Genomic DNA, 23688 nt, shown 5'->3' on the forward strand with positions numbered 1-23688 from the left:
CGGGGGGGGGTGTGCGGGGGCCCCCCCCCGGCAAAATCGGATTCGGGGCGCGCCGCCCCCCCGGCAGACTGCGGGGGGGCCCGTCGACGTCTGCGCGGGCGGCCGGCGGCGCCAGCCGAGCATCGCGCAGAATGTTCGCTGCCTATACAAAGTAACTTCACGGCGCCGAACTGGGTTTGACTGAGTTTCGGCATCTGCTGCCCAAATTCCGCGCGAAGTCTTGCCAGAACTTTGATTGTCGACTTTACTAACAAACATGCTGGTCGATGAAGGACGGCGTTCGACGCTGGGAGACACGGGTCCGATCACGGTGGACCGCGGGATGGTGCCGGGGCGGGCACTTCGTCCGCGCGGCAAAGTGCTCCCCGAGCACGCTCGCGGCCACAACCGTTCCCTGGTGCTCCAGACCCTCTATCGCGCCGGGCAGGTGAGCCGGGCCGATCTCGCCCGAGAGACCGGTCTCACCCGCGTGACGATCTCCGATCTCGTCGCCGGCCTCATCGCAGAGGGACTCGTCATCGAACTCGGGCAGCGCGACGACGCCCGGCCGGGAAAGCCGGCCGTCCTCCTCGACATGGATCGCGGCGCGACGCAGATCGTCGGTGTCGACCTCAGCGAGCACTCGGTGTTCCGGGGCGCGGTGCTCGACATCGACGGACGCATCCTCGCCAGCGCGGAGATCGCCCTGGCCGGCAGCGTCGGCGAAGAGGCGACCGCGAAGGTGCTGGCGCTGGTCGACCGTCTTGTCGGACTCACCACCGCCCCCATCCTCGGGGTCGGCATCGGGTCTCCCGGCGTCGTCGATCCGAGCGGAACGGTGAAGGCGGCTCCCAACCTCGGCTGGAACGACGAACCGTTGCAGCGCCTCATCGCCGAGCACACCTCGCTGCCGGTGTTCGTGGCCAACGATGCGAACGTGGCGGTTCTCGCCGAGCACGGCTTCGGCGGAGCGCACGGCGACATGATGCTCGTGAAAGTGGGGCACGGTGTCGGCTCGGGTCTGCTTGTCGCGGGCGCTCTCGTGCTGGGAAGCCGCTTCGCCGCCGGCGAGATCGGCCAGGTGATGGTCGGCACCGACGACGGCGCCGACACGCCATACGACCGCGAGAAGTGCCTGGAGGCCTGGCTCGCCGTCCCGCGGCTCGAGTCCCGCGTCGCCGCGGCCGCGATCGCGGGGGAGCCCGTCGCACCGGTGCTGCGCGAGGCGGGTCAGCGGCTCGGGGTCGCGCTCGCCCCGATCGTCGGCGCGCTCAACCTCTCCGAGGTCGTCGTGAGCGGCCCGGAGGAACTGCTCGACGGCCCGCTTCTCGACGCCGTCGGCGAGACGCTCCGCAACCGCACGATGGCCGGGTTCCATTCCGACGCGACACTCAGGATGACCAGCCAGGGTCGCGACATCGTCGTGCGCGGGTGCGTTGTCATGGTGCTCTCGGCTCAGCTCGGGGTCTCCTGATGACGCTGCTGCTCGAACGCTCCCTCACGCATCTCGATCCGGTCGCCGAGTCTTTCGCTTTCGGGCCGGAAACAAAGGATGTGCTCCCGACCTTCCAGACGCGCTGCACGGTCGTGCGGCTGGGCTCCCTCGACAACGAGGTGCTGGGGGTGCCGCGCTGGTCGACTCTCGCTGAGATCTGGACGGAGCCCGGTTCGGCGGTCAGGCAGCGCTGGCTGGACAACCCCGTGGTGACCGTGGCGGCCGATGACGGCCCTGGACTGGTGCTCGCGACCCTCATGCCGGTGATCGTGTTCGGCGCGGACAACGAGGCGCACGATTACGCGAGGTCGGTCATCGACGGGGTGCGCGCATCCTGCGCCTCCGTGCTCGTCGTCGACATGGGTCACCGCCTCACCGGGCACACCTACGCCGACGTCGCGACGTTCGGCTTCGACCCCGCGCGAGGCGCGGCGCTGCTCGGCCTGCTCACCGGCCTCGCTTGACGGCCGGCTAGAACGCCCAGGAGAGCCCGAGCGTCGACTGCAGTGCGTGTTGCGCCGCACCGCGGAACGGCTGCTCGAGGGCGACCTTCGCGTACCGAAAGCTGAGAGGCATCGCGGCCCTGACCGTGTGACGAGCGGCCTCGGCACGGAGGTGGGCGATGAACTCGTCGCCCAGCTTCGGCGCCGTTCCGCCGAGCACCACGTTGGGCACGTCGAGCGCCGCGCCGGCGAGCAGCAGGGCACGGGCGAGCACCCGGGCGCCGAAGGCGATCCGCTCGCGGGAATCGGCGGTGGCCGCGAGCGCCGGCACGTCCACCGCCTCGAGGTCGGTCCCGTGGGGGAGCCCGAGCAACGAGGTGACCGAGACGACCTCTTCGAGACAGCCGCGGTTGCCGCACGCGCAGAGGGGCGCGTCGGGGCCGAAGAGCACGGGAACGTGTCCGATCTCCCCGGCTCGGTGCGCCGCGCCGGCGAGCAAGGAGCCGTCGACGATGAACGCCGCGCCGACGCCGGTGCTCAGCGAGACGAACATCTGGTTGGCGCCGAACTGATCGGAGGTCGAGTAGTCGGCGAGTGCCTCGGCATCCGCGTCGTTCACGAGATGCACAGGCGCGTCGACGATGTCGCGCAGCTCGTCGGCGAGATTCAGGTCTGTCCAAGAGAGTTGCACGCTCTCGCGGATGAGCGGGCCGTCGGCGATTCCCGGCACCTGCACGCCGACCGCGACCACTCGGGCTCCCGTGCCCCGGGCGTCTGCGGCCGCCACGAGTCTGCGTGCCACGCTGCGGACATCCTCGACCGCGCCCGGCCTCGTCGGACGCTGCGAGACGCTGGTCAATTCGGCCCCCAGGAGGTTCACGACGGCTCCGCGCACCAACCCCGGCTGCACGACGATCGACAGCAGCACGTGGCGCTGAGAGTCGATCTGCAGGGTGGTTGCGCGTTTGCCGCCCGTGCTCTCCGCACGCTGGCCCTCGAGTACGAGTCCGTCGGCGAGCAGGCCGCTCAGCAGCGACGACACCGTCGCCGAGGTGAGGCCGGTGCGACGGGCGATGCCGGCCCGCGTCGCCGTGCCGTTGCCGGAGAGGACGAGCTGGAGCGCACTGGTCAGGTTGCGCCCACGCACGGCGGCCTGTGTCGCCTTGCCGCGATCGTCTGCCACTATTCGCCCCTCGACGCCGTCGTATACGGTCTCGACCTTATCCAATGGCCGGTGAGAGGTGGCGGATGCGTCGGGGGCGGCGCAAGATGGCGGTATGGCCAAGGGACTGATGCTGATCGACGTTCAGCGCAACATGCTGGACGGCGACGGTGCGATCGAGGGTGCGGTCGGGTTCCGTCAGGCGCTCTCTGCGCTGATCGACCAAGCCCGGGATGCGGGCGTGCCGATCGTCCACGTCAAGAACGACGGCCGCCGCGGCGACCCCGACGAGCCCGGAACGAACGGCTGGGAGCTGGTGTTCCGGCCGCTGCCGGGGGAGCCCGTCGTGCGCAAGGATGTGGGCGACGCCTTCGAGTCGAATCCCGCGCTGGCCGACGTGCTGCGGGCGATGGGCGTCGACACCGTTGTGATCGCGGGCTTGCAGAGCGAGCACTGCGTGCAGGCGACCAGCCGGGGAGCGTTGGGTCGCGGCCTGCGCGTCGAGCTTCCTGCGGACGGCCACGCCACCTACGACGACGGTGAGCCCGCCGCCGAGATCTCGCGGCGCGTCAACACCGAGCTCGCGCTCGACGGCGTCACGATCGTCGATCTCGCGACGGTCGCTTTCGAGTCCTGACCGTTCCTCGTCGAGTGCGATCGAGAGTCCAGCGCGCATGAGAAAGGCCCTCAGACCAGGAGTTCCTGGCTTGAGGGCCTTTCATTTGTTGCGGGGGCAGGATTTGAACCTACGACCTCTGGGTTATGAGCCCAGCGAGCTACCGAACTGCTCCACCCCGCGGCACAAGAATTGACTCTAGCACGGGAATCGGTGCAACGAAAATCAGCGCCGGACGTAACCCGGACGGGGCGGGAGAAATGCACGCATTCATCGCCCGGCCGCCGCTAGAGTCGGATGAGGACGAGGGGGAAGACGATGCCGGGTTCGACTCAGAAGTACCGCGTCTGCGTCATCGAAGACGATCCCGACGTCGCTTTCTTCATGAAGACGGTGCTGGAGAAGCGGGCGGACGCCGTCGTTCTGGCGATCACCGCGCCGGCGACCGCGTTGGCGAAGATCGCCGAGTTCGAGCCCGACCTGGTGCTCACCGACATCGAGATGCCCGGCATCTCGGGGCTCGACCTGCTCAAGGAGCTGCGGACGACGTATCCGGGGATGCCCGTCGTCGTGATGACGGCCCACGTCTCCGTCGACTACGCGGTGTCGGCGCTCCGCAACCAGGCGGACGAGTTCTTGACGAAGCCGATCGCCTCGGCCGAGCTGGTCTCGATCGTCACGCGGCTGGCCGAGGAGGGACGCACCAAGAAGGCGGCGAGCTCGCCGCAGGTCGTGCTCGCGATCGGCGCGCATCCGGACGATGTGGAGATCGGGGTCGGTGGCGTCCTCTCCGCGCACCGCGAAGCGGGCAACAAGGTCGTCATCCTGACGATGTCGCGGGGCGCACGCGGCGGCGTCGCGGCCGACCGGCAGCACGAGTCGCTGGCTGCGGCCGAACTGCTCGGCGCGAGACTGTTCATGGAAGACCTCGAAGACACCCACATCTCGGCCGCCGATCCGACCGTCGGCATCATCGAGCGCGTGGTCGCCGAGGTTCGTCCGGACATCGTCTACACGCACTCGGCCCACGACAGGCATCAAGACCACCGCGCCGTGCACTCCGCCACGCTGGTCGCGACCCGGAGCGTGCGCACCGTGTGCTGCTATCAGAGCCCGTCGGCCACGATCGACTACCGGCCGACACGCTTCGTGCCCATCGACGGGTTCACGGATGCGAAGCTCGCGCTCATCGACTGCTTCCAGTCGCAGACCGACCTCCGCGCGTACCTGGAACCGGACTTCGTGCTCGCGACCGCGCGCTACTGGTCGCGGTTCGGCGGCGGGCAAAGCTGCGAACCCCTCGAAGTGATCAAAGACACCGCGGACATCTCCATGCCCGCTTCCTCGCTCACGCAGGGAGCCCGACTCAGAGGAACCACCAACCAGTGACACGCGTTCTCGTGACCGGCGCCGGCGGCCCCGCCGGCGTCGCCGTCATCCGCTCCCTGCTCGCCCGCGACGACATCGAGGTTCTCGCCGCAGACATGGACGGGTGGGCGAGCGGCCTCTATCTGGTCGAGGCGGGGAACCGCCGGATCGTTCCCGCGGGACGCTCGGAGACGTTCGTCGACGAGCTGATCGCCCTCTGCTCCGCCGATGCGGTCGACGTGCTCTTCTCGACGGTGGACGTCGAGCTGCCCGAGCTCGCCCGCCGCCGCGACGAACTGCTCGCTGTCGGCACGGCCCTCGCGGCGCCCGGGTTCGACACGCTCTCGGTCTGTCTCGACAAGTTCCGGCTTGCCGAGCGCTGCGCCCCGCTGACCACGGTGCCGGAGACACGCCTGCTCACCGCCGACGGGGTCGCCCGCGACTGGTCGTTCCCGGTCATCGTGAAACCGCGCAGCGGCGCAGGCTCCCGCGGCGTGAAACTGATCCCGGATCGCGCCGCGCTCGAGGCCCTCGGAGTCGACGAGAGCATCATCATCCAGGAGAACCTTCCCGGCGAAGAGTTCTCGGTCGACGTCATCGCCGGTCTCGATGGAAGCGTCATCGCGGCCGTTCCCCGGTCCCGGGAGCGTGTCGACTCGGGCGTCTCGATCGCGGGCCGCACCGTTCATCGCGCCGACCTCATCCAGACCGCCACGGAGGTCGCCCGCGCCATCGGTCTGACCGGCGTCGCCAACGTGCAGCTGCGCTACAGCACGGCGGGCGTTCCCGCCCTGCTCGAAGTGAACCCTCGATTCCCCGGCGCGATGCCGTTGACGATCGCCGCCGGAGTCGACATGCCCTCGCTGCTGCTCGACCTCGTGCTCGGCGCGGAGGTCCCGACCACCGTCGACTTCGTCGAGCTCGCCAACGTTCGCTACCTCGAAGACGTGTTCCTCGACCCCGCCGACGTGCTCGTCTCCGACAACGCCGCGCACGACGACGCGCTCGGAGAGGAATGACGCTCACTCTCGACGACCTGCTCCTCGGGGACTTCCACGTGCACTCCACGTTCTCCGACGACGCCGTGAGCACGCTGGCCGAGAACATCCGGTCTGCGGAGGCCGCCGGCCTGCGGGAGATCAGACTGACGGACCACGTTCGCTCGTCGACCACCTGGGTGCCCGACTTCGTGGCAGCCGTCGCGGCCGAGCGCATCCCCGCGGGACTCACCGTGTTCACGGGAGTCGAAGCGAAGCTGCTGGATGCGACCGGCGCCGTCGACACACCGGCCGGCCTGGTGGTCTGTGCCGAGGGCGGGGTCGACGCGATCGTCATCGGCGATCACCAGTTCCCCGGCACCGACGGTCCGTGGTCGCCGCGGTCGACCCGCGAACGTCTCGACGCCGGCCTGAGCGACGACGACGCGCTCGACCTCCTGATCGACGCGAGCATCCGGGCGATGGAACGGACCCCGCACGCACAACTCGCCCACTGGTTCTCCATCCTGCCGAAGGTCGGTCTTTCCGAGCGACAGCTCGGCGCCGCGCGCCTAGGCGCGTGGGCCGACGCGGCGGCACGTACCGGCACCGTCGTCGAGGTCAACGAGAAGTGGACCTGCCCCGGTCAGGAGGCCGTCGCCGCCCTCCTCGCCGCCGGAGCGCGTATCGTCGCCTCCACCGACAGTCATGACGCCCGCAGCGTCGGGCAGTACGACCGAGTGCCGCAGATCGTGCGAGCGGCGACCATCGACGCCGACGCCACAGACCGACCGGAAGTGAACCGATGAGCCCCGTAGAACTGAGCGCAGCGCTCCGAGACGAGCTGCAGAACGAGATCGATGAGAACCGGCGGTCCGAGCGCCGGCTGATCCCGTACGCGGGTGTCGCCCTGATCGTCATCGCGGCGATCGTCGCGGTGCGCGTGGTCTTCTTCTCGTGACCGCCGACCTCAAGCGGATCGTGATCGCGGATGACGACGACGACATCCGCGCCCTCATGGTCATCGCGGCCAAGCGGGCGGGCGTCGAGGTGGTCGCGTCGGTCGACAACGGCCGGGATGCGCTGGCCGCCGTTTGCACCGGCGGGATCGACCTGGCGGTGCTCGACATCTCGATGCCGGGCCTCAACGGGGTCGAGGTGGCCGAGAGCATCCGGACCCACGATGCGTCCCGTGGAACCCTGATCCTGATGGTCTCCGCCTCGGTGCAACTGCTCACGGATCACGGCGTCGTGGCCGAGTGGTCGGACGGTTTCATCATCAAGCCGTTCAGCCCGAGAGTGCTGTCGGCCCGCATTCGCGAGTTGCTCGGCCTGGAGGCCACCGCATGACCATCGACCGCTGGCTTCGACGGATCTCGCTCGACGCTCCGTCGCCCTTCGCCAAGCAGGTTCCGACGATCGCCGGGTTCGCCCTCGCGCTGGTGATCACCCTGCTACCGGTCAACACCCCGGTCACCAGCGTGCCCTTCCTCATCGGCGCCTTCGCGACCGTCGCGCTCGCGTCGATCCTGGCGCTCGCTCTGCCGTGGCGAAGAATGGGCGCCGAGTGGTCGATAATCATCCCGGTGCTGTCGTTGATCGCGGTCGGGATGATCCGCCTGGGCTCGGGCGCGTCGACGTCGCCGTTCGCGGCGCTGCTGTTTCTGCCTTTCGTCTGGATCGCCACGGAGGAGGGCCGCCTCAACATCCTGATCGCGGCCTTGGGCACCTTCCTGGTGTTGTTCGCGCCCATCCTGCTCAACCCCAACCCGACGCCGCCGGGCGACCTCGTGCGCGCGTTCTTCTCGCCGCTGGTCTACTTCATCGTCGCCGCCGTCGTGAACGAGATAGCCCACCGCGTGCGGCAAGAGCTCGTCGCCGCACAGGCCGCGGCCGCCCAGCGCAAACAGCTGCTCGAACAGGCGATGCGAACCTCCGACGAGCTGGCGTTGAACGAGGCGAGACTCAAGACGGCCAATCGACTCATCCGCAGCATCTGGAACGCCGTCACCGAGCAGTCGGTGATCGGATCCGACCTCGACGGCCTGATCGACGTGTGGAATCCGGGGGCCGAGAAGATGTTCGGGCTCACCGAGAAGCAGGTGCTCGACGCGCGGCGGCATGTGGTCGACTTCCACCTGGTGTCGGAGCTCGAGGGGCGGCTGAGGGCGATGGACTCGCGCCTCACCACCGTCTCCAGCGCCGAGGACTTCTCCGCGCTCGTCGACGCGGTTCGGTCGGGGTATGCGGATGTGCGCGACTGGACGTACGTGCGCCCCGACGGCAAACACGTGCCCGTGCAGGTGGCCGCCACTCCACGACTCGACGAGAACGGCCATCGCGTCGGCTTCATCTTCGTCGCCACCGACATGACGCAGGCGCGCGAGTTCGCGCGGCTGAAGGACGAGTTCGTGGGGCTGATCTCGCACGAGCTGCGCACGCCGCTCAGCTCGATCCTCGGCTACCTCGAACTGATGAAGGACGACGAGGACGACCCGCTGTCGCCCGAGCAGCTGCAGTACCTGGGAGTGGCGGAGCGCAACGCCCATCGTCTGCTGCGCCTCGTGGGCGATCTTCTCTTCACTGCGCAGGTCGAGTCCGGCCGGTTCCCGCTCAGCCTCACGAACGTGGACCTCGGCTCGGTCATCCTGGCGTCCGTCGAGTCGGCGCGTCCGGTCGCCGATGCCGCTTCCGTCACGATCGTCGCGACACCGACCGACGGTCCTGTGGTGGTGGAGGGCGATGCGCTGCGCATCGGGCAGGCCGTGGACAATCTCATCTCGAATGCCATCAAGTTCACGCCGCCCGACGGTCGCGTCACGGTCGCTCTCGTCCGTGACGCCGACGACGTCGTGATCACCGTCACCGACACCGGCATCGGCATCCCGGCGGTCGAGCTGAGCCAGCTCTCCACCCGCTTCTTCCGCGCCTCCACGGCGACCAAGAACGCCGTGCCTGGTGTGGGGCTCGGCCTGACGATCACGAAGGCCATCGTCACCGCCCACGGCGGCGTGCTCGACATCGCCAGCGAGGTCGGTGTGGGCACGACCATCAGCATCCGGCTACCGTTGAGAGCGGCGCCGCAGGTCGAGCCCGCCACGATGGAGCTGGGCAACCGAACAGGGGAGTGACGGATGAGCGAAGCACCCGACAGCATCCTGGTCGCCGTCGCGCAGTTCGCGCCGACCGACGATCCCGTTCACAACCGCGACCTCGTGACCGCCTTCGTGGCGGTCGCCGCGGCGCGTGGCGCGCGTCTGGTCGTGTTCCCCGAGTACTCGTCGTACTTCGTGCATCCGCTCGGCGAAGGGTTCGTGCGCAACGCCGAAGGCCTCGACGGCGAGTTCGTCGGCACGCTCGCACGGGCCGCCGACGAGCACGGAGTGTTCGTGGTCGCCGGTCTGGTGGAGCGCGTGCCGGAGGCGGATCGGTTCTCGAACACCCTGGTCGCGGTCGCACCCTCTGCGGGGATCGTCGCGACGTATCGTAAGCAGCACCTCTACGACGCGTTCGGCGCCCGCGAGTCCGACTGGGTCGTTCCCGGAGGTCTGGGCGAGCCGCAGACGTTCGAGGTGGACGGCGTGCCGGTCGGGATGCAGACGTGTTACGACATCCGCTTCCCCGAGGTCACGCGGACGCTCGCGGACGCGGGGGCCGAGCTCATCCTGGTTCCCGCCGAGTGGGTGCGCGGACCGCTCAAGGAACATCACTGGCGAACCCTGGTGACCGCGAGGGCCATCGAGAACACGGTGTACGTCGCCGCCGCAGACCATGCACCGCCGATCGGTGTGGGCACGAGTCTCATCGTCGATCCGATGGGGGTCGCACTGGCGGCCATCGGCGAGACGACCGGCGTCGCGGTGGCGGAGGTGTCCCGAGCCCGGGTCGCCGACGTGCGCGAGACCAACCCGAGTCTCGCGCTGCGGCGCTATCGCGTCGAACCGGTCTCCCCGGCCTGATTGCCGCGCGTCAGGCGCGTCGGATGTCCGCCAGCTGGGCCGCCGCGCGCTCGAGCACGTCGACGCGTTTGCAGAAGGCGAACCGCACCAGAGACGCCGTCTGAGCCGCGTAGTCGTCACGGCAGAAGGCCGACAGCGGCACCGCGACCACGCCCGCCAGGTCGGGGAGGGCACGACAGAACTCGGCAGCACTCCGGAAACCGAGGGGAGCGGCGTCGGCGACCACGAAATACGTTCCGTCCGATGGGGACACGGTGAACCCCGCGGAGCGGAGGCCGGAGCTCAGGATGTCGCGCTTGCGACGCAGGTCTGCGGCGATGCGCTCGAAGTAGTCGTCGCCGAGCCGGAGCCCGACGGCGATGGCGGGTTGGAACGGGGCCCCATTGACGTAGGTCAGAAACTGCTTCACCGCCAGCACCGCGGTCACGAGCTCGGCGGGAGCGGTGATCCAGCCGATCTTCCATCCCGTGGTGTTGAAGGTCTTGCCGCCCGAAGAGATGCTCACCGTTCGCTCGCGGCCGCCAGGAAGCGTGGAGATCGGAATGTGCTGCGGGCCGAACGTGAGGTGCTCGTACACCTCGTCGGTCACGATGATCGCGTCGTGTTCGTGCGCAAGGTCGACGATCGCCGTCAGGGTCTCGTGGGACAGCACGGTGCCGGTCGGGTTGTGAGGGCTGTTGACCAGGATGACCCGGGTGCGGTCGGTGACGGCGGCCCGCAGTTCGTCCACGTCCGGCTGGAAGTCGGGAAGGCGGAGCGGCACGGTTCGATGCACTCCGTCGGCCAGGGCGATGAGCGCTCCGTATGCGTCGTAGAACGGCTCGAACGTCACGACCTCGTCGCCCGGTTCGAGCAGCGCGAGAAGCGTCGCAGCGAGAGCCTCCGTGGCGCCCGCAGTGACCAGTACCTCGGTGTCGGGGTCGAACGTCAGCCCGTAGAAGCGCTCCTGATGCTCGGCGATCGCCTGCCGCAGACTCGGCATGCCGATGCCGGGCGGGTACTGGTTGTCGCCCGACTGGATGGCGCCGACGGCGGCGTCGAGCACCTCGCGGGGGCCGTCTTCGTCGGGAAACCCTTGGCCGAGATTGATCGCTCCGGTGCGGGCGGCGAGAGCGCTCATCTCGGCGAAGATCGTCGAGGCGACCGCACCGTTCTCGCCGAGCAGGCCCGCCCCTCGCGCCGCGCGCTGCCATGAACCGCCGACCGTCATGGGGATCCTCTCGTCCGTGACATCAAACCTACTGTCGAGCCGTTGTCGTGCGCATTCGGTACGTTAAGCAGAGTCATTGGCAGGCGGTAGCTCGTCCACAGGGCTCGCAAATAGAACATCCAGGTTCAACACCCAAGCTGTTCTTGCTTGGAAGGAGCAACACCATGACCGACACCCCGATCACACCGGAGCCCGAGAAGGGCCAGCACGACGCAGCCGCCGAGTCGGCCGTGGATTCCGCAGCCCAGACCCCCACCGAGGGAACCGCAGAGGCCGCCCCTGAGACGCCCGCCGCGAGCACCGCCGCTCCGGCCGCCAGCACCGACGCGCCTACCAGCACCGACGCGCCTACCAGCACCGACGCGCCCGCCAGCACCGACGCGCCCACCAGCACCGACGCGCAGGCCACCGTGCCGCAGCCGGTCCCTCCGGTCGAGTCCGTTGCGGCGCCGGCATCCCCGGCCCCCGCGCAGAACACGCAGCCGACCCAGCCGGTGCCGCCGCAGCGTTACGGCCAGCAGCCGACGCCGCAGCCGAACTACGGCCAGGGTTCGTTCGGTCAGCCCGCGCCGCACCCGTACCAGGGCACGCCGCAGCAGCCGTACGCCCCGCACACCCAGCAGCAGCCGTACGCGACGCAGAACGGCGTCCCCGTCGCCGGCGCTCCGAAGGCGACCAAGAAGCGTGGAACCGGCGCGATCATCGCCACCCTCGCGATCGGTGCCCTCATCGGCGGAATCGCGGGAGCAGGAGCCGGAGTCGGCATCTACGCTGCGACCGGCGCGGGCAGCTCCGTCGTGAAGACGGCGACCGGGCCGCAGAACATCACGGTGAACAACGCGAACGACGCCACCACGGTGACCGCGGTCGCCGCCACCGCGTCGCCCAGCGTCGTCACGATCTCTGTGACGGGCAGCAGCGAGGGAGGCACGGGCTCGGGAATCGTGCTCACCGACGACGGGTACGTTCTCACCAACACCCACGTCGTCACCCTCGACGGTCAGGCCTCGGATGTGAGCATCACCGTGCAGGACAACGACGGCAAGATCTACACGGCCAAGATCGTCGGCACCGACCCCACCACCGACCTGGCGGTCATCAAGCTCGACGGCGCCAAAGACATGACGCCGATGAAGTTCGCCGACTCCAGCAAGCTCAACGTCGGTGACACCGCGGTCGCCATCGGCGCGCCGCTCGGACTCGCCGGCACCGTCACAGACGGCATCGTCAGCTCGCTCAACCGCTCGATCAGCATCGCGTCGTCCGCGGCACCGAAGAGCGGCGACAGCTCCGACGGCGGTAGCGGCGGAGACGGCAACGGCAACCCCTGGAACTTCGACTTCCCTGGTCAGGGCGGTGACAGCGGAAGCCAGCAGCAGAGCACGCCGACCGCCACGATCTCCCTGCCTGTCATCCAGACCGACGCGGCGATCAACCCGGGCAACTCGGGCGGCGCGCTTCTGAACTCGAAGGGCGAGCTGATCGGCGTGAACGTGGCCATCGCCAGCGCGAGCGGATCCTCGTCCAGCGGCACGCAGTCGGGCAGCATCGGCGTCGGCTTCGCCATCCCGGCGAACCTCGCCAAGCGTGTCTCCGACGAGCTGATCAAGAACGGCTCCGCTACCCACGGTCTGCTCGGCGCCTCGGTCGTCGACGCGAGTTCCGACACCAAGGCCACCACGGTCGGTGCTCAGATCAAGGAGGTCACCAGTGGTGGCGCCGCCGCGGACGCGGGCCTCAAGGCCGGTGACGTCGTCGTCGGCTTCAACGGGCTCCCGATCACCAGCGCGACCGACCTGACCGCTCAGGTCCGCGCACTCGCGGCCGGCGCCAAGGCAGACGTGACGTACCTGCGAGACGGTCAGACCAAGACCACGAGCGTCACCCTCGGATCGCTTCCCGCAAGCTGATCCACCCGCTTCTGACAAGTGCCGAAGGCCGTCCCGTTCGCGGGGCGGCCTTCGGCGTTCGTGGGGTGCGTTCCCGGCTGCCGTCTGACCTCGGCTGATAAGCTCGACCGACCCGAACGACGAATGGACCCTATGCCGGACGAAGCACGCACCCTCCCTGGTGTGTCGTACGTGATGCCCGTTCTGAACGAGGTCACCCACGTGCGAGCGGCCGTCGACAGTCTGCTCGACCAGGACTACGAGGGCCCGTTCGAGGTCACACTCGCCCTCGGTCCGAGCATGGACGGAACCACCGAGCTCGTGGAAGAGCTCGCCGCCGTCGACCCGCGCATCCACGTCGTCGACAACGTCGTGGGCTCCACTCCCGCCGGTCTGAACCTCGCGATCCGCGCATCCCAGTACCCGATCGTCGTGCGCGTCGACGCGCACTCCGTGCTGCCGCGCGACTATGCGCGCATCGCCGTCGAGACGATCATCGCCACGGGCGCCGACAATGTCGGTGGGTTGATGGATGCGCAGGGCACGACCGCGTTCGAGCGCGCGGTCGCCCGTGCCTACGGCAGCCGCATCGGTCTCGGCGGCACCAAGCTCCATGTCGGTGGTGAAGCCGGGCCGGCCGAGACGGTCTACCTCGGTGTGTTCCAGCGGCAGCGGTTGCTCGAGGTCGGCCTGTTCGACGAAGGGATCAAGCGCGGTCAGGACTGGGAGCTCAACCGGCGTCTGCGCTCCACCGGTGGAACCGTCTGGTTCACACCGCGCCTCAAGGTCACCTATCGGCCGCGCCCCAACCTCTACCGGCTCGCCCGACAGTTCGTCTCCACCGGAGTGTGGCGAGGCGAGCTCGCGCGTCGCTTCCCGGCCTCGAACGGCGTGCGCTACTTCGCGCCGCCGGTCATGGTGGTCGCCGTGGCGATCGGACTGCTCCTCGGAATCGCGGGCATCGTGCAGGCGGCCGTCGGCGCCGCGCCCTGGCTGCTGATCGGATTCGCAGCGCCGGCCTTCTACGTGCTCATCGTCATCGTCGCGGCTCTTCTGTGGGGGAGACGAGACGGCTTTCGCTCGTTCCTCTGGTTTCTCGTAGTCTTGCCGTGCATCCATTTCTGCTGGGGGATCGGCTTCGTGCTCGGATATCTCTCCCTCACCCGCAACATCACCGTTCACACGGGAAGGTAGTCATGTCGTCCGCCTCCAGCGACGCGCACGGAGCGCGCCCTCGGTCCATCGCCGAACTGCGCGAGGTCGCGCAGCCACCGGAGGTGCGAGGCCGCCGAAACGCCGAACACTGGACGGCATCCCTCTATCTGCGCAACCTCTCGCCCTACCTCACCTGGGTGCTGCTGAAGACGTCGATCTCCGCCAACGGAGTCACCGGTCTGATGATCCTGACCGGATGGGTGACCGCTGCCTCCCTGCTCATCCCCGGCATCGGCGGTGCAGCGCTCGCGCTCATCCTCGGGCAGCTGCAGATGCTCGTGGACTGCTGCGACGGCGAGGTCGCGCGCTGGCGTCGCACGTCGTCGCCGGCCGGCATCTTCCTCGACAACGTCGGCCACTACTCGACCGAGACCCTCATCGCGATCGCGCTCGGAATCCGCGCCGCCGGCTTCCCGTTCGAGGCGCCGGCGGACTACCTCTGGACGACCCTCGGCACCTTGCTCGCGCTCATCATCGTGCTCAACAAGGCGCTCAACGACATGGTGCGTGTGGCGCGGGCCAACGCCGGTCTGCCGAAGCTCGCCGACACGCAGAGCGAGTACGCACCGACGCACGGCGCCATCGCGAAGCTTCGCCGCATCGCCCGGTTCGTGCCGTTCCACCGGCTCTACCACTCGGTCGAGCTGACGATCATCATCTTCGTGTTCGCCATCGTCGGCCTCTTCATCGGCGATCAACTGGCCGACCGCATCCTTCTCGCGGTTCTCGTTCCGCTGGCCCTGTTGGCTCTGGTCGGGCACTTCGTGACGATCATGGCGTCGAAGCGGGTTCGTGGCTGAGCCGGAGGTCGGCGTCGTCGTTCTCACCCAGGGAACGCGGCCTGACGATCTGCGGCACGGCATCGCCTCCGTGCAGGCGCAGCTCGGAGTCGCCACAGACATCGTGGTCGTCGGCAACGGATGGGACCCAGCGACAGCGGAGCCGTCCCTCCCCGACGGGGTGCACACGCTGCACCTCGAAGAGAACATCGGGATTCCGGCGGGTCGCAATGCCGGCGTCCCGCTCGTGCGCGGCGACATCCTGCTCTTCCTCGACGACGACGCGTTCATTCCGTCGAACACGTTCCTGACCGACGCCATCGCGCTCCTCGAACGCGACCCGAGCGTGGGGATGATCCAGCCACGTCTCATGGATCCGACCGGCAAGGAGTCGCCGCGCCGCTGGATCCCGCGCATCCGCAAAGGCGACCCCGCGCAGCCGAGTGCCGTCTTCTCGGTGCTCGAGGCCGTGATCGTGATGCCGCGCGCCGTCTTCGACGCGGCCGGCGGATGGGCTGCGCCCTTCTTCTACGCCCACGAGGGCATCGACCTCGCCTGGAAGGTGTGGGATCAGGGTCTCCGCACCTGGTACGCCGGAGACCTCGTCGCGAACCATCCGGCTGTTTCGCCGACCCGGCACTCCGAGTACTACCGGCTGAACGCCCGCAATCGGGTGTGGCTCGCGCGTCGCAACCTGCCGGCGGTACTGGTGCCGCTGTATGTGGGTTCGTGGACGGGCATCCAGCTGCTCCGTTGGTTCCGCAAGCCCGCGGTGCTCAAGGCGTGGTTCGGCGGGTGGGTCGAGGGGTGGCGCAGCGATCCGGGGGAGCGTCGGCCGCTGCGCTGGTCGACGGTGTGGCGGATGACCCGGGCCGGTCGCCCTCCCGTGGTCTGACCGTCAGTCGGTGCTGTTCGGCGGCGTGCTGTCGGGCGCGGTGTCGGCGGGCGCGGCGTCGTTGAGCTCGGTACCTTCGGTGCCGTCGGTCTCGGCATTCCGTCGGTGGGGGAGCGCGGCGAGCACGACGCGCCCCGCACGAGACGCGGCGCCGCCTGCACCGGTGCCCAGTCTGCGCGCCCCGTCTGCCGTCGCCGACAGCGAGCGCCTCGCGATGTTTCCGCCCTCCGGCCGCACGCGAACCGTTCGAGCGGCAGGTGTGAGCGCAGCGGCGAACTCGAGGGGAGCCGGCCCGAACGCCAGTCGCGAGTTCTGCACCACGCGACGGCCGAGGATGTTGTTGCCTGCGCCGCCGATCACCGCTCCGACTCCGAACGGGATCGCTCGTGCGACCATGCTCGTGCCGCCGCGGATGGCGAACTGGCGGATGAACGCGCTCTTCAGCCGGTCGACCAGCGGTCCGACCACCATCGCGGGCAGGCTGGCCGTGACCATCTCTCCCCAGTAGGCCGAGCGACCCGCTCCGGACCCCGACAGCTGGCCGGCGAGCTGGCGCACGAGGTCGGAGCCCTCTTTGCCCAGCATCATCGTGAGAACGAGCGCACGGGCCCGCTCCGGATCGTCGACAGCGATGCCGTGGAGCTCACTCAGCGACTGCGCGTAGAGCGCCGTCGCCTCGAGGAAGGCCACGGTCTCGACTCCCGAGAGTGCGAGAGTGATGCCGGTGCCGATGGCGGGGATCACGGCGGTCACTCCGACGGCCGCGCCTCCCGTCGTCACGGCAGCGAGATACCTGCGTTGGAGGATGACGGTCAGTTCGGCGGGCGTCGCCTGGGGGTGGCGTCGACGGATGCTCCGCAGGTGCGCGATCACGGCCGGCCGCTGGATCGCGAGGAACTTGTCCATCGACGTGTTGACCACGCGCGGAGTATCGCCACCCCGCTGTGGACCACCGGTGACGGATACGACTGGTTTCTGCTGTTTCGCCATCGTGCACGAGTCTAGGTCGCCCGGCTGAATGCTTGCATTATGGGTATTGTGGGCCTCAAGGGTCGACGATTGAGGCACCACGGCTCTGGATAAAGAAGGGTTCATACCAGTAGTTATGTTGTATGGCTGAACCACACTCCCAGGCCGCGTCTATTCTCGGAGAACGAATCCGAACCGCCCGTTCCTCGCTCGGACTGAGTCAGGAGAGCATCGCCGATCTGGCTCAGATGCACGTGACCAATCTCGGCAAGATCGAGCGTGGAACCGCGAATCCCAGCCTCCACACCATCGTTCGCATCGCGAGCGTTCTGGGTGTCGATCCGGCGCTCCTGGTCGCCGGCATCGGCGGCGACGAGCTTCCCGCGAACGTGCGCGTGCTCTCCGCAGCAGAATTCATGCGAGAACGCGGAGACCGCTAGCGCGGCGAGCCCGGGAGCCCCGAGGGGTCGAGGAGACGGCCCCGGGCCGGCGCTCACACACCGGCCCGGGCGCATCCATCGCACCGCTCAGAAGCTGACGTGCCACAGGTATTCGTCACCGTCGGGCAGGAACCAGCGCACCACCAGCACCGTGTCCCGTTCCAGCTCCGTTCCGGTCACGGTGGCGGCGACGGCGTCGCCCGGCTCGATGGCGGCGGGCGCGCTCACGCTCAGCCGCGCACGGCCGGAGACGGAGACCGTCACGCCACGGAGAACATCGTCGCTCTCGTTGACCAGGCGGTAGACCGGCGGGGCGCTCCGATCGACGCGCCACGGAACGCGATGGGCAAGGGGCCGCTGACGGCCGATGGACAATGGACCACGAAGAACTCGACTACGAACCATGCCTCGAAACTAACCACCACATCCGACGCTCCACCGCCCGATTCCACCGGAAAGCGCTTCTCCCGTGGACAACCCGAAAAGTCAGTCTCCTGTGGAGGAGAGCGAGGGAGCGAGCCGGCGCCGAATCAGGCCCCGTAGTCGCGGTTGTACAGGTCGAGCACGGTGTCGATAGGGCCGTCGAGCACGAGCCGGCCCTTGTCGAGATAGAGGCCGCGCGTGCAGAAACGCCGCAGATCTCGCTCGTTGTGGGAGACGAAGAACAGCGTTCGGCCGCCTTCGAGCATCTCCTCGATGCGCCGGTAGCATTTCTCGCGGAAGCCGCGGTCGCCCACCGCGAGCACCTCGTCGACCAGGATGATCGGCTCCTCGAGTTGAGAGATCACCGAGAAGGCGATGCGAACCTTCATACCGCTCGAGAGGTGCTTGTACGGAGTGTCGATGAAGTCTTCGATCTCCGCGAAGCCGATGATGCTCTCGAACCGCTCGTCGATCTGAGCCTTCGACATCCCGTGCAGTCCGGCAGTGAGATACACATTGTCGCGCACGGTGAGGTCATCCACGAACCCACCGGTGATCTCGATCAGGGGTGCGACGCCGTCTGCGACCTTCACGGTGCCCTCGTCGGCCAGCATCACACCCGCCACGAGCTTCAGCAGCGTCGACTTGCCCTGCCCGTTGCGACCGACGACACCGATCGACTCTCCGCGCTGCACGTCGAAGCTCACGTCGCGGAGCGCCCAGAAGTCGCCGGGGCGCGAACGGCGCTGGCGTGAGGAGAAGAGGTCTTTGAACAGCCGGCGACCGCCTCGGTTTCGCCGGAAGCGGATGCCGACCCCGCTCGCGGCGATCACGGGAGTCGTGGTGACGACGGTCGACGACATCAGATCTCCTTCAGCACGGCGGCTTCGCAGCGCCGGAAGACGAGAAGCCCGATCACCAGCAGGATCACGGAGACGATGGCACTGGTCGAGACGAGATACCAGTCCAATTCCTGGGCGAAGAACGTGGCCCGGTACAGGCTGAACAGACCGGTCAGCGGGTTGAAGGCCGCCAGGTCTTTCAGCACGTGCAGGTGCTCGAGGTTCCGTGCGCTGTAGATCACGGGAGAGGCATAGAAGAGGAACCTCAGGAAGAGCTTCACCGCCCGCTCGAGGTCGCGGAAGAACACGACGAGGGGTGCCACGATGAGACCGATGCCGACCAGCAGCACCGTCTGGATGATCACCGCGAGCGGGAAGAACACGATGTCGATGTTCACCTTCGCGCCGCTGAAGATGGCGAAGATCACGAGCACGGGCAGCGAGAGCAGAAACTCGATCCCCTTGGAGGCCACGATGCGATTGACCCAGATCGTGCGCGGGATCATGGTCGAACGGATGAGCTTCGACTCGCGCAGGAATGCCCGGGTGGAGTCGGAGACGACACCGTTGAACCACATCCACGGCAGCAGCGCCGACAGCAGGAAGACGATGTAGGGGTCTTCGCCGACCTCGCGTTTGAAGATCTGCGTGAAGACGAGCCAGTAGATGCCGCTCATCACGAGCGGGTCGAGGATCGACCACAGGTATCCGAGCGCACTCGTCGAATAGCGCACACGCAGGTCGCGCTTCGTGAGCAACCAGAGGGAGTGCCGGTACCGCGCCAGCTTCGTTCGCTGGCCGGGACGCACCTCGGAGAATGTTCTGGTCACGGAACCCATCGTATTGATCGACAGCCGCGCCTAGCCGACGCGGCTCATTCGACTATACGAAAAGATTCGCGCGCTCGAGGTCCTCCGCGAAGTCGACCTCGACAGCGTAGAGGTCGGAGATGTCGATCGGCTCCACCAGCATGGCGTCCTGCTCGATGGCGAGTTCGATGCCTCGCTCGAAGTAGTCCTGGTCGGCCACGCGCTGCAGCTGGCGCAGCAGAGCGGGCTTGTCGGTGCTGGAGATGTAGTTGATGCCCACGGCCTCACCGAGACCGTTCTTGACCGTCTTCGAGAGCTCCTTGATGAAGCCTTCCGAACCGGTCGTGTACTTGACCTCCTCGTCGGCGACCGACGAGGTGTTGACGGTCACGAAGGTCTGGTCGCGGTTCACCGTTGCGGCAGCGCGAACGAGAACGGCAGGGTCGAAGACGACGTCGCCGTTCATCCAGAGCACGCCACCGTTGCCCGAGGCCTGCAGAGCGCGCATCAGGCTCTTCGACGTGTTCGTCTGGTCGTACTGCTCGTTGTAGACGAAGGATGCGTCGGGGAAGGCCTCGATGATGTGCTCGAGCTTGTAGCCGACCACGATCGTGACCTTGGCGTCTTTGCCGAATGCCGCGTGGATGTTGTCGAACTGCTGCTGCATGATCGTGCGGCCGTCGTTCAGCTCGGTCAGCGGCTTGGGAAGGCTTCGTCCGAGACGGCTGCCCATGCCGGCTGCCAGAATCACTACCTGGGTCGTCACAATTGTCTCCTTGGGTTCCGTGCGGATACGGCTCGATGGGCTCAGTGCCACCGTTCCGGTCGGATCTGGAAGAGCGTTCGTCCAGAGTTCACCCGCACTTACGGGTATCGACACCCCTTTATGCCTCCGCCAGACTACCGGCGCACCCTTTCGAGGGGCAGGGGTTGACCTGGGTCGTTGTGGGGTCGTTATGTTCCTCACAGGACTTTCCTAGGCGCGAGTTACCGCGGATGCCGCCCTGAGTATCCGTAGCCGCGGGGGGCTTGGTACGTTAGCGGGGTGAGTTTCGAGCGCGCGTCAGACGAAGGTCCGAAGTCCGAGAGGACGCCCGACCAGGCGGCGACGGCCGAGCCCGCAGGAGAGCGCACGGGGGAGACGACGGGGGAGAGCATGACATCGGAGACCGGCGGCGGAGAGCCGACACCTCAGAAAGCGCCTGCGCGCGCGCCCCGGCGGCGCCCCGCGGCCGGAACGGCGAAGACTGCCGCCGCAGCGGCCACGCCGACCACGACGAGCGCCTCGCCCCGCACACCGCGCGCGAGCGCGTCGAAGACAGCCGCCAAGTCAGGCGCGCCCCGCACGACGAAGCCCGCCGGCCGCACCCAGAAGGCGGCGTCACCAGACGAGAAGGCGTCAGCCGCATCCGCCGCCGAACCGCTGACGGTGACGACGGCAGAGCGCGTGGCGCCTGCCGCACCGCCGAAACCGAGCGTGCTGTCGCTGTCGGGACTCCACAAGCGATTCGGCGAGACCGTCGCCGTCGACGGGGTCTCCCTCGACGTCGCCGAAGGCTCGCTGTACGGCATCGTCGGCCCGAACGGCGCGGGCAAGACCACGACCCTCTCCATGGTGACAGGGCTGCTGCGCCCGGATGCGGGGCGGGTGGTGGTGCACGGCGTCGACGTGTGGCGCGACCCCGTGAAGGCCAAGCGCACCATCGGCGTGCTCCCCGACAAGCTCCGGCTGTTCGACCGACTCACCGGCGCCCAGCTGTTGCACTATGCGGGGTCACTCCGGGGTCTCAGCGCAACGACCGTTCGTGCACGCTCGGCCGATCTCGCCCGTGCCTTCGGTATCGAAGACGCGCTCGACAGACTCGTCGCCGACTACTCGGCCGGCATGACCAAGAAGATCGCGCTCGCCGCCGCGATGATCCACTCTCCGCGGCTGCTCGTGCTCGATGAGCCGTTCGAATCGGTGGACCCGGTGTCGGCGGCGAACGTCATCGACATCCTGCAGCGCTATGTCGCGGCCGGCGGCACGGTCGTGCTCTCGAGTCACGGTATGGACCTCATCCAGCGCGTCTGCGACAGTGTCGCGATCATCGTGCGCGGTCAGGTGCTCGCTGCGGGCACCATCGACGAGGTTCGGGGCGAGCAGACGCTGGAGGAGCGGTTCGTCGAGCTGGCTGGTGGACGCAAGGCTGCGGAAGGCATGGAGTGGTTGCACAGTTTCTCGGACTGAAGCTCCGGCTGATGGGCAACGCCTTCCGGCGGAGCCCGTGGCAGGTGTTCGGCCTCGTGGTGGGTCTGCTCTACGGCTTGGCGGTCACGGTCGTCGCCGTCGGCGCGCTGGTGGCCGCCCGCTTGCTCCCCGACGTGGAGTCGCTGCACAGCGTCATGGTGGTCGTCGGATCGATCGTCGTGGCCGGTTTCGTTCTCCTGCCCTTGATCTTCGGCGTGGACGACACGCTCGACCCGCGCAAGTTCTCGCTCTACGGCATGCCGGACAGGCAGCTGTCGACCGGGCTCGCGCTGGCCGCGCTCATCGGCATCCCGTCGCTCGTGCTCATCGTCTGTTCCGCGGCCACGGTGGTCACCTGGTCGCGTGATCCCGGAACGATCCTGCTGGCCGTGATCTCGGCGGCTCTGATCGTCGCGACCTGCGTGCTCGCCTCGCGAGTGACGACGTCGGTCGCGTCCTTCCTCCTCGCCACACGGCGCTCGCGAGAGTTCGGCGGGGTCATCGGCATTCTGATCGTCGTGCTGATCGCGCCCGTCGTCGTTCTGCTGGTCACGGTCGACTGGGGCCGTGACGGGCTCGGCACGCTCGACGCATTCGCCTCCTGGCTCTCCTGGACGCCGCTCGGCGCCGCGTGGTCGGTCCCCGGTGAGGCCGCACAGGGCGCGTGGGGCATCGCCCTCGCGCAGCTGCTGATCGCGCTCGCCACGGTCGGTCTCCTCTGGCTGGCCTGGACGGCGCTCGTGTCGAAGATGCTCGTCACGCCCTCGCGCGAGGCTGAGGCGAAATCGTATGTCGGGCTCGGCTGGTTCTCCCGACTGCGCGGAGGCCCGACCGCGGCGATCGCGGCACGCTCGATGACCTACTGGCAGCGCGACCCGCGCTACTGGGTGTCGCTCATCCTCATCCCGCTGGTGCCGGCCGCCGTCATCGTGGCTCTGACCCTCGGCGGGATCCCCGCGCACTACGCGTCGCTCGTGCCGTTGCCGCTCGTCTGCCTGTTCCTCGGCTGGGCCATCCACAACGACGTCGCGTACGACAACACCGCGATCTGGCTGCACCTCGTGTCCGGCACGCGGGGGATCGCCGACCGGGTCGGCCGGATGTTCCCGCCCATCCTGATCGGGATCCCCGTGGTGGCGATCGGGTCGATCATCACCGCCGCGGTGTTCGGCGACTGGGCGATTCTGCCGGCGGTCGCCGGACTCTCCGGAGCGATCCTGATCATCGGGCTCGGACTGTCGAGTCTGGCGTCGGCGCTCTTCCCGTACCCTGCGACCAAGCCCGGCGACAGCGCGTTCTCGCAACCGCAGACCTCCGGGGCGTCGGCCGCCCTCGTGCAGGCGCTGAGCTTCTTCGCCATCGTGCTGCTCGCATCCCCGATCATCGTGTTCCTGGTGCTGGGCCTCACCGTTGCGCCGGTGTGGCTGGGTGTCGCGCCGATCGCAGCGGTCGTGATCGGTTTCGGTTCGCTGTTCGGTGGCCTCGCCCTCGGCGCGCGAGCCTTCGACAAGCGAGGCCCCGAGCTGATGTTCTTCGCCAACCGCAACGACTGAGGCCGCCGACGCGAACAGCGCCCAAGCGACCTAGACTTGAAGGATGTACGACGCGAGCATTTCCGAGCCTGGCGGCATCCCCGACGGCGGCGGCACGGCGACCCTCGATCGCGAGCTCGAAGAGCTGCTGCAGAACCAGAACGTCGATCCGGGCGATCACGAACGCTTCTCGCACTATGTGAAGAAGGAGCAGATCCTCGAGTCCGCGATGACGGGCAAGCCGGTGAAGGCGCTGTGCGGCAAGATGTGGACTCCCGGCCGCGATCCGGAGAAGTTCCCGGTCTGCCCCTCCTGCAAAGAGATCTACGAGAAGCTGCGCGACGAGTAGACACCGACCCGAAGGTGCGGTGCAGCTGAACGGTACCATTCTGGATCTTTGACTTTACGTCGCCGACCCCACCCACCAGAATTGGGTGAGTTCGACGCCCTGAACGA

General features: G+C 68.1%; 25 protein-coding genes and 1 tRNA gene. 18 read left to right on the forward strand and 8 right to left on the reverse strand.

The window, feature by feature from the left end:
- Window positions 1–322: 322 nt before the first annotated feature.
- Complete coding sequence (locus tag ACFVWR_RS13475) at window positions 323–1453, forward strand: ROK family transcriptional regulator (RefSeq protein ID WP_387212922.1); 1131 nt, start codon at window positions 323–325, stop codon at window positions 1451–1453.
- Complete coding sequence (locus ACFVWR_RS13480) at window positions 1453–1938, forward strand: hypothetical protein (RefSeq protein WP_387212770.1); 486 nt, start codon at window positions 1453–1455, stop codon at window positions 1936–1938. Before ACFVWR_RS13475 ends, ACFVWR_RS13480 begins: the two co-directional genes overlap by 1 nt.
- A 7-nt stretch (window positions 1939–1945) precedes the next feature.
- Here ACFVWR_RS13480 and ACFVWR_RS13485 read toward each other — a convergent pair whose 3' ends face one another.
- Window positions 1946–3100 carry an ROK family protein gene (locus ACFVWR_RS13485; protein ID WP_387212773.1) on the reverse strand — a complete coding sequence of 385 codons (1155 nt, stop codon included), beginning with the start codon at window positions 3098–3100 and terminating at the stop codon, window positions 1946–1948.
- Window positions 3101–3194: 94 nt separating this feature from the next.
- Here ACFVWR_RS13485 and ACFVWR_RS13490 point away from each other — a divergent pair, with 94 nt between their 5' ends.
- Window positions 3195–3716 (forward strand): isochorismatase family protein, encoded by a 522-nt coding sequence (locus tag ACFVWR_RS13490; RefSeq protein ID WP_387212776.1) that lies wholly within the window; start codon window positions 3195–3197, stop codon window positions 3714–3716.
- An 88-nt stretch (window positions 3717–3804) separates the two neighbouring features.
- Here ACFVWR_RS13490 and ACFVWR_RS13495 read toward each other — a convergent pair.
- Window positions 3805–3878: transfer RNA gene (locus ACFVWR_RS13495), tRNA-Met, on the reverse strand.
- Between the two features lie 135 nt (window positions 3879–4013).
- Here ACFVWR_RS13495 and ACFVWR_RS13500 point away from each other — a divergent pair.
- Genes ACFVWR_RS13500 through ACFVWR_RS13530 form a run of 7 tightly spaced genes read left to right on the forward strand, consistent with a single transcriptional unit; the run spans window position 4014 to window position 9999 of the window.
- Entirely contained in the window at window positions 4014–5084 is a 1071-nt protein-coding gene (locus ACFVWR_RS13500; protein ID WP_387212779.1) for a response regulator, read from the forward strand.
- On the forward strand, window positions 5081–6082 hold the full coding sequence (locus ACFVWR_RS13505; protein WP_387212782.1) for an ATP-grasp domain-containing protein: 1002 nt from the start codon (window positions 5081–5083) through the stop codon (window positions 6080–6082). Before ACFVWR_RS13500 ends, ACFVWR_RS13505 begins: the two co-directional genes overlap by 4 nt.
- Entirely contained in the window at window positions 6079–6849 is a 771-nt protein-coding gene (locus tag ACFVWR_RS13510; protein ID WP_387212785.1) for a PHP domain-containing protein, read from the forward strand. The genes ACFVWR_RS13505 and ACFVWR_RS13510 overlap by 4 nt, the downstream gene beginning before the upstream one ends.
- A complete protein-coding gene (locus ACFVWR_RS13515) occupies window positions 6846–7001 on the forward strand; it encodes a hypothetical protein (RefSeq protein WP_387212788.1) in 156 nt (51 codons plus the stop codon). The genes ACFVWR_RS13510 and ACFVWR_RS13515 overlap by 4 nt, the downstream gene beginning before the upstream one ends.
- Window positions 6998–7390 (forward strand): response regulator transcription factor, encoded by a 393-nt coding sequence (locus ACFVWR_RS13520; protein ID WP_387212791.1) that lies wholly within the window; start codon window positions 6998–7000, stop codon window positions 7388–7390. The genes ACFVWR_RS13515 and ACFVWR_RS13520 overlap by 4 nt, the downstream gene beginning before the upstream one ends.
- Window positions 7387–9171: a sensor histidine kinase gene (locus tag ACFVWR_RS13525; protein ID WP_387212794.1), complete on the forward strand. Its 1785-nt coding sequence runs from the start codon at window positions 7387–7389 to the stop codon at window positions 9169–9171. Before ACFVWR_RS13520 ends, ACFVWR_RS13525 begins: the two co-directional genes overlap by 4 nt.
- 3 nt (window positions 9172–9174) lie before the next feature.
- Window positions 9175–9999 (forward strand): carbon-nitrogen hydrolase family protein, encoded by an 825-nt coding sequence (locus tag ACFVWR_RS13530; protein ID WP_387212797.1) that lies wholly within the window; start codon window positions 9175–9177, stop codon window positions 9997–9999.
- Between the two features lie 10 nt (window positions 10000–10009).
- On the opposite strand, the gene ACFVWR_RS13535 is transcribed toward ACFVWR_RS13530, so the two are convergent.
- Window positions 10010–11209: a pyridoxal phosphate-dependent aminotransferase gene (locus ACFVWR_RS13535; RefSeq protein WP_387212800.1), complete on the reverse strand. Its 1200-nt coding sequence runs from the start codon at window positions 11207–11209 to the stop codon at window positions 10010–10012.
- A gap of 164 nt (window positions 11210–11373) precedes the next feature.
- Between ACFVWR_RS13535 and ACFVWR_RS13540 the strand changes: the two genes are divergently transcribed.
- The 4 genes from ACFVWR_RS13540 to ACFVWR_RS13555 all read left to right on the forward strand — a co-directional run bounded on the left by ACFVWR_RS13540 (window position 11374) and on the right by ACFVWR_RS13555 (window position 15987).
- A complete protein-coding gene (locus ACFVWR_RS13540; protein ID WP_387212802.1) occupies window positions 11374–13119 on the forward strand; it encodes a trypsin-like peptidase domain-containing protein in 1746 nt (581 codons plus the stop codon).
- A gap of 132 nt (window positions 13120–13251) precedes the next feature.
- The gene (locus ACFVWR_RS13545; protein WP_387212805.1) at window positions 13252–14292 is read left to right on the forward strand and encodes a glycosyltransferase family 2 protein; all 1041 of its coding nucleotides are present in this window, start codon (window positions 13252–13254) and stop codon (window positions 14290–14292) included.
- Window positions 14293–14294: 2 nt separating this feature from the next.
- A complete protein-coding gene (locus ACFVWR_RS13550) occupies window positions 14295–15113 on the forward strand; it encodes a CDP-alcohol phosphatidyltransferase family protein (protein ID WP_387212808.1) in 819 nt (272 codons plus the stop codon).
- On the forward strand, window positions 15106–15987 hold the full coding sequence (locus tag ACFVWR_RS13555) for a glycosyltransferase family 2 protein (protein ID WP_387212811.1): 882 nt from the start codon (window positions 15106–15108) through the stop codon (window positions 15985–15987). The genes ACFVWR_RS13550 and ACFVWR_RS13555 overlap by 8 nt, the downstream gene beginning before the upstream one ends.
- A 3-nt stretch (window positions 15988–15990) precedes the next feature.
- Here the strand turns inward: ACFVWR_RS13555 and ACFVWR_RS13560 are convergent, their stop codons facing one another.
- Window positions 15991–16908 carry a hypothetical protein gene (locus ACFVWR_RS13560; protein ID WP_387212814.1) on the reverse strand — a complete coding sequence of 306 codons (918 nt, stop codon included), beginning with the start codon at window positions 16906–16908 and terminating at the stop codon, window positions 15991–15993.
- Between the two features lie 191 nt (window positions 16909–17099).
- Here ACFVWR_RS13560 and ACFVWR_RS13565 point away from each other — a divergent pair, with 191 nt between their 5' ends.
- Window positions 17100–17396, forward strand: a complete 297-nt coding sequence (locus tag ACFVWR_RS13565; RefSeq protein WP_387212817.1) for a helix-turn-helix domain-containing protein — start codon at window positions 17100–17102, stop codon at window positions 17394–17396.
- Between the two features lie 87 nt (window positions 17397–17483).
- Here ACFVWR_RS13565 and ACFVWR_RS13570 read toward each other — a convergent pair whose 3' ends face one another.
- The 4 genes from ACFVWR_RS13570 to ACFVWR_RS13585 form a co-directional block, all read right to left on the reverse strand.
- Complete coding sequence (locus ACFVWR_RS13570) at window positions 17484–17801, reverse strand: hypothetical protein (RefSeq protein WP_387212820.1); 318 nt, start codon at window positions 17799–17801, stop codon at window positions 17484–17486.
- Window positions 17802–17926: 125 nt separating this feature from the next.
- Window positions 17927–18682 carry an ABC transporter ATP-binding protein gene (locus tag ACFVWR_RS13575; protein ID WP_387212823.1) on the reverse strand — a complete coding sequence of 252 codons (756 nt, stop codon included), beginning with the start codon at window positions 18680–18682 and terminating at the stop codon, window positions 17927–17929.
- Window positions 18682–19500 carry an ABC transporter permease gene (locus tag ACFVWR_RS13580; protein ID WP_387212826.1) on the reverse strand — a complete coding sequence of 273 codons (819 nt, stop codon included), beginning with the start codon at window positions 19498–19500 and terminating at the stop codon, window positions 18682–18684. Before ACFVWR_RS13580 ends, ACFVWR_RS13575 begins: the two co-directional genes overlap by 1 nt.
- Before the next feature lie 43 nt (window positions 19501–19543).
- The gene (locus tag ACFVWR_RS13585) at window positions 19544–20236 is read right to left on the reverse strand and encodes an NTP transferase domain-containing protein (protein ID WP_387212829.1); all 693 of its coding nucleotides are present in this window, start codon (window positions 20234–20236) and stop codon (window positions 19544–19546) included.
- Between the two features lie 657 nt (window positions 20237–20893).
- Between ACFVWR_RS13585 and ACFVWR_RS13590 the strand changes: the two genes are divergently transcribed.
- From ACFVWR_RS13590 to ACFVWR_RS13600, 3 genes are read left to right on the forward strand one after another with little or no spacing between them, the layout of a single operon-like run.
- Window positions 20894–21700, forward strand: coding sequence for an ABC transporter ATP-binding protein (locus tag ACFVWR_RS13590; RefSeq protein WP_387212925.1), 807 nt, complete (start codon window positions 20894–20896; stop codon window positions 21698–21700).
- Window positions 21676–23253 (forward strand): hypothetical protein, encoded by a 1578-nt coding sequence (locus ACFVWR_RS13595; protein WP_387212832.1) that lies wholly within the window; start codon window positions 21676–21678, stop codon window positions 23251–23253. Before ACFVWR_RS13590 ends, ACFVWR_RS13595 begins: the two co-directional genes overlap by 25 nt.
- A gap of 43 nt (window positions 23254–23296) precedes the next feature.
- Complete coding sequence (locus ACFVWR_RS13600) at window positions 23297–23581, forward strand: DUF3039 domain-containing protein (protein ID WP_387212835.1); 285 nt, start codon at window positions 23297–23299, stop codon at window positions 23579–23581.
- The last annotated feature ends 107 nt before the right edge of the window (window positions 23582–23688 follow it).

This window comes from Leifsonia sp. NPDC058292 (assembly GCF_042880955.1).
In the GTDB taxonomy this organism is placed as follows: domain Bacteria; phylum Actinomycetota; class Actinomycetes; order Actinomycetales; family Microbacteriaceae; genus Leifsonia.

Excerpts from the sequence above, each read along its gene's own strand:
- ACFVWR_RS13475 (WP_387212922.1), top strand. The coding sequence starts at position 323 with ATGGTGCCGGGGCGGGCACTTCGTCCGCGCGGCAAAGTGCTCCCCGAG.
- ACFVWR_RS13530 (WP_387212797.1), top strand. The coding sequence starts at position 9,175 with ATGAGCGAAGCACCCGACAGCATCCTGGTCGCCGTCGCGCAGTTCGCG.
- ACFVWR_RS13535 (WP_387212800.1), bottom strand. The coding sequence starts at position 11,209 with ATGACGGTCGGCGGTTCATGGCAGCGCGCGGCGCGAGGGGCGGGCCTG.
- ACFVWR_RS13575 (WP_387212823.1), bottom strand. The coding sequence starts at position 18,682 with ATGTCGTCGACCGTCGTCACCACGACTCCCGTGATCGCCGCGAGCGGG.
- ACFVWR_RS13565 (WP_387212817.1), top strand. The coding sequence starts at position 17,100 with ATGGCTGAACCACACTCCCAGGCCGCGTCTATTCTCGGAGAACGAATC.
- ACFVWR_RS13525 (WP_387212794.1), top strand. The coding sequence starts at position 7,387 with ATGACCATCGACCGCTGGCTTCGACGGATCTCGCTCGACGCTCCGTCG.
- ACFVWR_RS13480 (WP_387212770.1), top strand. The coding sequence starts at position 1,453 with ATGACGCTGCTGCTCGAACGCTCCCTCACGCATCTCGATCCGGTCGCC.
- ACFVWR_RS13545 (WP_387212805.1), top strand. The coding sequence starts at position 13,252 with ATGCCGGACGAAGCACGCACCCTCCCTGGTGTGTCGTACGTGATGCCC.
- ACFVWR_RS13580 (WP_387212826.1), bottom strand. The coding sequence starts at position 19,500 with ATGGGTTCCGTGACCAGAACATTCTCCGAGGTGCGTCCCGGCCAGCGA.
- ACFVWR_RS13550 (WP_387212808.1), top strand. The coding sequence starts at position 14,295 with ATGTCGTCCGCCTCCAGCGACGCGCACGGAGCGCGCCCTCGGTCCATC.
- ACFVWR_RS13540 (WP_387212802.1), top strand. The coding sequence starts at position 11,374 with ATGACCGACACCCCGATCACACCGGAGCCCGAGAAGGGCCAGCACGAC.
- ACFVWR_RS13600 (WP_387212835.1), top strand. The coding sequence starts at position 23,297 with ATGTACGACGCGAGCATTTCCGAGCCTGGCGGCATCCCCGACGGCGGC.
- ACFVWR_RS13570 (WP_387212820.1), bottom strand. The coding sequence starts at position 17,801 with ATGGTTCGTAGTCGAGTTCTTCGTGGTCCATTGTCCATCGGCCGTCAG.
- ACFVWR_RS13515 (WP_387212788.1), top strand. The coding sequence starts at position 6,846 with ATGAGCCCCGTAGAACTGAGCGCAGCGCTCCGAGACGAGCTGCAGAAC.
- ACFVWR_RS13510 (WP_387212785.1), top strand. The coding sequence starts at position 6,079 with ATGACGCTCACTCTCGACGACCTGCTCCTCGGGGACTTCCACGTGCAC.
- ACFVWR_RS13490 (WP_387212776.1), top strand. The coding sequence starts at position 3,195 with ATGGCCAAGGGACTGATGCTGATCGACGTTCAGCGCAACATGCTGGAC.
- ACFVWR_RS13500 (WP_387212779.1), top strand. The coding sequence starts at position 4,014 with ATGCCGGGTTCGACTCAGAAGTACCGCGTCTGCGTCATCGAAGACGAT.